Annotated in this window: 4 protein-coding genes, 1 tRNA gene, 2 rRNA genes and 1 pseudogene; 4 read left to right on the top strand and 4 right to left on the bottom strand. The window is 63.3% G+C overall.

Features of this window, described 5'->3' with window-relative positions; translation table 11 throughout:
• Positions 1-221: 221 nt before the first annotated feature.
• The 3 genes from gatB to L0D16_RS12015 are packed head-to-tail and all read left to right on the top strand — an operon-like array spanning position 222 to position 3,264.
• Entirely contained in the window at positions 222-1,631 is a 1,410-nt protein-coding gene (gatB, locus tag L0D16_RS12025) for an Asp-tRNA(Asn)/Glu-tRNA(Gln) amidotransferase subunit GatB (RefSeq protein ID WP_243032429.1), read from the top strand.
• A gap of 5 nt (positions 1,632-1,636) precedes the next feature.
• Positions 1,637-2,638 (top strand): phosphoribosylformylglycinamidine cyclo-ligase, encoded by a 1,002-nt coding sequence (gene purM / locus L0D16_RS12020; protein ID WP_243032428.1) that lies wholly within the window; start codon positions 1,637-1,639, stop codon positions 2,636-2,638.
• On the top strand, positions 2,635-3,264 hold the full coding sequence (locus L0D16_RS12015; RefSeq protein WP_243032427.1) for a histidine phosphatase family protein: 630 nt from the start codon (positions 2,635-2,637) through the stop codon (positions 3,262-3,264). Before purM ends, L0D16_RS12015 begins: the two co-directional genes overlap by 4 nt.
• A 31-nt stretch (positions 3,265-3,295) precedes the next feature.
• On the opposite strand, the gene L0D16_RS12010 is transcribed toward L0D16_RS12015, so the two are convergent.
• The 3 genes from L0D16_RS12010 to L0D16_RS12000 all read right to left on the bottom strand — a co-directional run bounded on the left by L0D16_RS12010 (position 3,296) and on the right by L0D16_RS12000 (position 6,458).
• A tRNA-Gly gene (locus L0D16_RS12010) sits at positions 3,296-3,371 on the bottom strand.
• Between the two features lie 11 nt (positions 3,372-3,382).
• A 5S ribosomal RNA gene (gene rrf / locus L0D16_RS12005) occupies positions 3,383-3,499 on the bottom strand.
• Between the two features lie 82 nt (positions 3,500-3,581).
• Positions 3,582-6,458 (bottom strand): 23S ribosomal RNA (locus L0D16_RS12000).
• 147 nt (positions 6,459-6,605) lie between these two features.
• Here L0D16_RS12000 and L0D16_RS11995 point away from each other — a divergent pair.
• Positions 6,606-6,785 (top strand): annotated as a pseudogene (locus tag L0D16_RS11995) (phage holin family protein); the annotation flags it as partial.
• 4 nt (positions 6,786-6,789) lie between these two features.
• Here L0D16_RS11995 and L0D16_RS11990 read toward each other — a convergent pair.
• Positions 6,790-6,933, bottom strand: coding sequence for a transposase (locus tag L0D16_RS11990; RefSeq protein WP_243032430.1), 144 nt, complete (start codon positions 6,931-6,933; stop codon positions 6,790-6,792).
• Positions 6,934-6,951: the final 18 nt, after the last annotated feature.

Below are 6,951 nucleotides of genomic sequence, written 5' to 3'. Positions count from 1 at the left end.
CGGTACTTGAAGGCCTTCTTGTAGGTGCTATCCTGAATGTGCTTCACCTCCCACTCAGGTGGCGCCGGGTCCGGGGTGGTCCTCACACCGCTGGACCATTTCACTTGTAGCGTAGCACACTGTGGGGGGTCCATGTATCCCCGGTTTCAGAACCGGGGGATTATAGCCCCTCACACCCCCTCTTTCTCTAAAGGGCCCAAGGGCTTGGTAAACTTTAGATCATGTATGAGGCGGTTATCGGCCTCGAGGTCCACCTGCACCTGAAGACCCGGACCAAGGCCTTCTGCGGCTGTGAGGCCGAGTATTTTGGAGCCCCCCCCAACACCCACACCTGCCCCGTCTGCCTGGGCCTTCCTGGGGCCCTCCCCGTGCCCAACAAAAGGGCGGTGGAGTTTGGCCTAAGGCTGGCCCTGGCCCTGGGAAGCCGGGTTCCGGAAAGGCTGGTCTTCCACCGCAAGAACTACTTCTACCCCGACCTGCCCAAAAACTACCAGATCAGCCAGTACGACCTGCCCCTGGGCCAAGGGGGAAGCCTGCCCCTGGGGGAAAGGGCCGTGCGCATCAAGCGCCTCCATCTGGAGGAGGATGCCGGCAAAAGCCTCCACCTGGAGGACCGCACCCTTTTGGACCTGAACCGGGCGGGAAGCCCCTTGATTGAGCTGGTCACCGAACCCGATATCCAAAGCCCCGAGGAAGCCCGGCTTTTTCTCCAACGCATCCAGGCCCTGGTCCAGACCCTGGGGATCTCCGAGGCCAGCCCCGAGGAGGGGAAGATGCGGGCCGATGTGAACGTTTCCGTGCGCCGCCAAGGGGAGCCTTTGGGCACCAAGGTGGAGATCAAAAACCTCAACTCCTTTAAGAGCGTACAAAGGGCCCTGGAGTACGAGATCCGCCGCCAGACCGAGATCCTAAGGCGGGGGGAGAGGGTCAAGCAGGCCACCATGGGTTTTGAAGAGGGCAGCGGCAAAACTTACCCCATGCGCACCAAGGAGGAGGAGGCGGACTACCGCTACTTCCCCGAGCCCGACATCCCCCCGGTGCCCATCTCCCGGGAATGGCTCGAGGCCATCCGGAAAAACCTCCCCGAACTCCCCTGGGAAAAGGAAAGGCGATACCAGGCCCTGGGGATCAAGGCCCAGGATGCGGAGGTCCTGGCCTATACCCCTTCCCTGGCCCGCTTCCTGGACCAAGCCCTCGGCCTCGGCCAAGCCTCCCCCCAGGCCCTGGCCAACTGGCTTTTGGCGGACGTGGCCGGGCTCTTGAACGACCAGGGGCTTACCTTGGAACACACCCGCCTTACCCCAGAGGGTCTCTCCCGGCTGGTGGCCCTCTTTGAGCGGGGGGAGATCACCAGCCGGGTGGCCAAGGAACTCCTGCCCGAGGTGCTGGAGGGCCTGGACCCCGAGGCCCTGGTGCGGGAACGGGGCCTGAGGGTGGTGGCGGACGAGGGGGCCTTGAGGGCCGTGGTGAGCGAGGTGATCGCCACCATGCCCGAGGCAGCGGAAAGCGTGCGCCAGGGCAAGCTTAAGGCCCTGGACGCCCTTTTGGGCCAGGTGATGCGGAGAACCAAGGGCCAGGCCAAGCCCGACCTGGTGCGCAGGCTCCTCCTCGAGGCCCTTGGGGTAGGATAAGGCCGATGCGCTACGAGGAAGCCGGGGTCCAGATAGAGGCCAAGGCGGAAGCCCTGAAACGGGCCAAGGAGGCCATCGCCGCCACCTATACCCCGGAGGTCCTAAGGGGCCTGGGGGCCTTCGGCGGGCTTTTTGACGCGGGAAGGCTAAAGGAGATGGCCCACCCCGTGCTGGTGGCCACCACGGACGGGGTGGGAACCAAGACCCTTTTGGCCCTGAGGGCAGGGGATGTGTCGGGCCTGGGTTTTGACCTGGTCAACCACTCGGTGAACGACCTTTTGGCCCAAGGGGCTTTGCCCCTCTTCTTCATGGACTACTTGGCGGCCAGCCGCCTGGAGGAGGGGGTGCTATCCGCCCTCCTCTCCTCCTTGGCCGAAGCCTGCAGGGCCCTGGGCATCCCCCTTCTGGGCGGGGAGACCGCGGAGATGCCCGGGGTTTACCGGGAGGGGGCCTGGGACCTGGCGGGGACCTTGGTGGGGGTGGTGGAAAAGGAGGAGGTCCTGGGCCCGGAAAGGGTAAGGGAAGGGGACGTGCTCCTGGCCCTTCCCTCCTCCGGTCCCCACACCAACGGCTACTCCCTGATCCGGAAGGTGGTGGAGGGGATGGACCTGGAGGGGCACGTGGCGGAACTGGGGGAAAGCCTCAAGGCCGCCCTCCTCCGTCCCCACCGGGCCTACCTGAAGGAGTTTCTCACCCTTAGGGAAGCGGACGTGGAGCTCCACGCGGTGGCCCACATCACCGGGGGCGGCCTTCCGGAAAACCTCCCTCGGGCCCTTCCCGAGGGACTAGGAGCGGAAATCCACAAGGGAAGCTGGCCCATTCCCCCCATCTTTCCCTACCTGCAACGGAGGGGAAACATACCGGAGGAGGAGATGTACCGGGTTTTCAACATGGGCCTAGGGCTCATCCTGGTCCTACCGGAAAAAGACGCCCATAGGGCCCTGGAGCTGGTGGAAGGCTTTCTGGTGGGAAGGGTGGTGGCCGGCTCCGGAATCCGCCTGGTATGAAAGAGATCTGGCTCATCCGCCACGGCGAAACCGAGTGGAACGTCAATAAGCGCTTTCAAGGGCATCTGGATGTGCCCTTGTCCCCGGTGGGCATCGGCCAAGCCTTCCGCCTGGCCCAGCGGCTTGCCCGAAGCCAACTTCCCTTCCACCGGCTTTACGCCTCCGACCTACGCCGGGCCCGGGAAACCGCCGAGCCCCTGGCGGCGATGCTGGGCCTCCCCTTGGAAACCTCACCGCTTCTGCGGGAGATTGACGTGGGTCTCCTGGCAGGCCTAAGCCGGGTGGAAGCGGAAGCCCGTTATCCCGAGTTCATCCAGGAAGCGCAAAAGGATCCCTGGCATACCCCCCGTCCAGGTGGGGAAAGCATGGCGGACCTGGCCCGGCGCCTGGAGGCTTTCCTGGAGGTGCTCCCACCCGGTCGCCACCTCCTGGTGACCCATGGTGGGGTCATCCGCGCGGCCCTGAAGATGGCCCTGGACCTCGAGGGCGATGCCTGGAGACGCTTCCACATCCCCAATACCTCCATCACCCGCATCCTTCTACCGGCTCAGGAGGTCTTAACGGTTTCCGATAGCGCCCACCTGGAAACCTGGGCCGACTGGCTTTCCGATGAAAGCGTCAAATAAAAAACCCCAGGCTTATGCCTGGGGTTTCTATTGGAGCGGGAGACGGGACTTGAACCCGCGACCCCGACCTTGGCAAGGTCGTGCTCTACCAACTGAGCTACTCCCGCGTAGCAAAAATCCCCCGCACCGACCTACTCTCCCAGGACCCTGCGGTCCCAGTACCATCGGCGCTGGCGCGTTTCACTTCCGTGTTCGGAATGGGAACGGGTGGTTCCACGCCGCTATGGGCACGGGGGATTCTCGTGTTTTGCCTTTCAAAATCCCACGCCACCCACGGGCGGCAGGGGATCCGGGCTGGGGTGGACATCAGGGCAAAAAGGGTCAAGACCTCGGACGATTGGAACCGGTCGGCTCAACGCCTCACGGCGCTTACACCCCCGGCCCATCCACCGGGTCGTCTTCCCGGGTCCTTACCGGCTTCACACCGTGGGAGGCCTCATCTTGGGGCGGGTTTCCCGCTTAGATGCTTTCAGCGGTTATCCCTCCCGCACATGGCTACCCAGCTTATGCCCCTGGAGGGACAGCTGGGAAACCAGAGGTGCGTCCCTTCCGGTCCTCTCGTACTAGGAAGAGCCCCCCTCAAGCCTCCTGCGCCCGTGGCGGATAGAGACCGAACTGTCTCACGACGTTCTGAACCCAGCTCGCGTGCCGCTTTAATGGGCGAACAGCCCAACCCTTGGGACCTTCTTCAGCCCCAGGATGCGACGAGCCGACATCGAGGTGCCAAACCTCCCCGCCGCTGTGGACGCTCGGGGGAGATCAGCCTGTTATCCCCGGGGTAACTTTTATCCGTTGATCGATGGCCCTTCCACACGGAACCACCGGTTCACTAGGCCCGGCTTTCGCCCCTGCTCGGCTTGCAGGCCTCACAGTCAGGCTCCCTTCTACCCTTGCGCTCTCCGGCGGATTTCCGTCCCGCCTGAGGGAACCTTTGGGCGCCTCCGTTACCCTTTAGGAGGCGACCGCCCCAGTCAAACTGCCCGCCAAGCGCTGTCCCCAATCCCTTGGGTTAGGCCCCCAGCCGCATCAGGGTGGTATTTCACCGGCGCCTCCACCGCCCCCGAAAGGGCGGCTTCACAGGCTCCCACCTATCCTACGCAGACGCGACCAAGAGCCAACACCAGGCTGCAGTAAAGCTCCACGGGGTCTTTTCGTCCTGCCACGGGTAGGCCGCATCTTCACGGCCAGTTCAATTTCACCGGGTCCCTCGCCGAGACAGCGCTCCGGTCGTTACGCTTTTCGTGCAGGTCGGAACTTACCCGACAAGGAATTTCGCTACCTTAGGACCGTTATAGTTACGGCCGCCGTTCACCGGGGCTTCGGTTCAGGGCTTGCACCCCTCCCCTTGACCTTCCGGCACCGGGCAAGCGTCGCTCCCTATACCTCCCCTTACGGGTTCGCAGAGAGCTGTGTTTTTGGTAAACAGTCGCCAGAGCCTGTTCACTGCGGCTCGCCAACGGCGAGCACCCCTTCTCCCGAAGTTACGGGGCTAACTTGCAAAGTTCCTTGGCGAGGGTTATCCCGCGCGCCTGAGTGCTCTCGCACCCGCCCACCTGTGTCGGTTTCCGGTACGGGTTCCCATGGGTTGTGCTTAGAGGCTTTTCTCGGCTCCCTGGCTTCGGAGGGTTGTCACCCTCACGGGCTTCCCCACCACGCAGAGCTCCCGGGAGGCGGGTTTGCCTACCCCCCACCCTGCGCTTCTGGCCGGGCTCGTCCATGGCTCCGGTCCCCCTAGCCTAGAGCGTCCCCCCATCGCACCCATGGGAAGGGCCGGAATATTAACCGGCTGCCCTTCGGCTACGCCTCTCGGCCTCACCTTAGGCCCCGCCTAACCCTACGCTGACGACCATGGCGTAGGAACCCTTGGGCTTACGGCGACAGGGATTCTCACCCTGTTTATCGTTACTCATGCCGGCATTCGCACTTCCCTTACCTCCAGCCGCCCTCGCGGACAGCCTTCATCGGCATCGGGAACGCTCCCCTACCGCCTGGAGGTTACCCCCCAGACCCGCAGCTTCGGCGCTGGGCTTAAGCCCCGATCATTTTCGGCGCAGCGTCACTCGACCAGTGAGCTATTACGCACTCTTTAAAGGATGGCTGCTTCTAAGCCAACCTCCTGGCTGTCTCAGCAACGCCACATCCTTTCCCACTTAGCCCAGACTTCGGGACCTTAGCTGGCGGTCTCGGTTGTTCCCGCGCTCGGACACGGACGTTATCGCTCGCGCCCTCACTCCCAGGCTCCACCTGGGACCCTTCGGAGTTTGACAGGGTTTGGTAGGCTGGTGGGCCCCCTAGCCCTATCAGTGCTCTACAGGCCCCAGTCAGCACCTGAGGCTGACCCTAAAGTCATTTCGGGGAGAACCAGCTATCTCCGGGTTCGGTTAGCTTTTCACTCCTAACCCCAGCTCATCCGAGGGGTTTGCATCCCCCACCGGTTCGGGCCTCCACTGGGTTTCACCCCAGCTTCACCCTGGCCAGGGCTAGCTCACCCGGTTTCGGGTCCACGGCCGCGGACTAACGCCCTATTCGGACTCGGTTTCCCTACGCCTCCGCCTCCACGGCTTAAGCTCGCCCACGACCGTGAGTCGCCGGCTCATGCTTCAATAGGCACGCCGCAACCCCTAAAGGGGCCGCGACTGCTTGTAAGCCCACGGTTTCAGGCTCTATTTCACTCCCCTCCCGGGGTTCTTTTCACCTTTCCCTCACGGTACTGGTCCACTATCGGTCACCCGGAGTACTTAGCCTTAGGCGGTGGTCCGCCCAGATTCCCCCATGGCTCCACGAACCACAGGGTACTCGGGTACCCTCACCTATCCCCTCCCCTTTCGCCTACAGGGCTTTCACCTTCTCTGGCGCCCCTTCCCAGAGGCTTCGGCTAGAGTCAGGGATTCGGTATCCGAGGGCCCCACTACCCCGCCCAGACAAGCCGGACGGTTTAGGCTCTTCCCCTTTCGCTCGCCGCTACTCAGGGAGTCGCTTTCGCTTTCCTCTCCTCTGGGTACTGAGATGTTTCAGTTCCCCAGGTTCCCCCCGCCCAAAAGGCGGTGACCCGTGTTCCCACGGGCCGGGTTCCCCCATTCGGACATCCAGGGATCCACGCCCGCTACCGGCTCCCCCTGGCTTATCGCAGGTAGCCACGTCCTTCATCGGCTCGGGTGCCAAGGCATCCACCGTGGGCCCTTAGCATCTTGACCCTACAAGGCCATTAGGCCTTCGCTACCTATTCCTCCACCCCAGCTTTCAAGATCCCCCGCCGCCCCAGCAGGCAGCGCAAAGAAAAAACTACCAGACCAAAACAAAACTGTCAAGGGGGGTGGGGGATCTTGGGGTAAGCTAAAGCCGTGCGCGGCTTACTGGCGCGGCTTCTCCTAAACACCCTGGCCCTTTGGGTGGTGAGCCTGGTATACCCAGGGGTTTCCTTCGCCAAGGAGGCGGGACTTTTGGACTACCTGGTGGCGGGGGCCATATGGGGACTGGCCAACGCCCTACTGCGGCCCATTCTCCTTTTCGTGACGACTCCCCGCTCTAAAGAGCAGGGCTTCGCGGTTCCGGGTATAGACCCGTAGCCGAAGGCCCCGTCCAGGCCTTAGCCAAGATGTTCGCTGCCGCTGCCACGTCCCGATGGAGAAGAGCCCCACAAGAAGGACAGGTGAACTCCCTGACCCACAGGGGCTTCTTCTCCCGGTG

The sequence above is a fragment of the Thermus altitudinis genome, from assembly GCF_022760835.1.
Taxonomy (GTDB): Bacteria; Deinococcota; Deinococci; order Deinococcales; family Thermaceae; genus Thermus; species Thermus altitudinis.
This window is presented reverse-complemented; position numbering and strand designations above follow the sequence as displayed.

Excerpts from the sequence above, each read along its gene's own strand:
- L0D16_RS12015 (WP_243032427.1), top strand. The coding sequence starts at position 2,635 with ATGAAAGAGATCTGGCTCATCCGCCACGGCGAAACCGAGTGGAACGTC.
- purM (WP_243032428.1), top strand. The coding sequence starts at position 1,637 with ATGCGCTACGAGGAAGCCGGGGTCCAGATAGAGGCCAAGGCGGAAGCC.
- gatB (WP_243032429.1), top strand. The coding sequence starts at position 222 with ATGTATGAGGCGGTTATCGGCCTCGAGGTCCACCTGCACCTGAAGACC.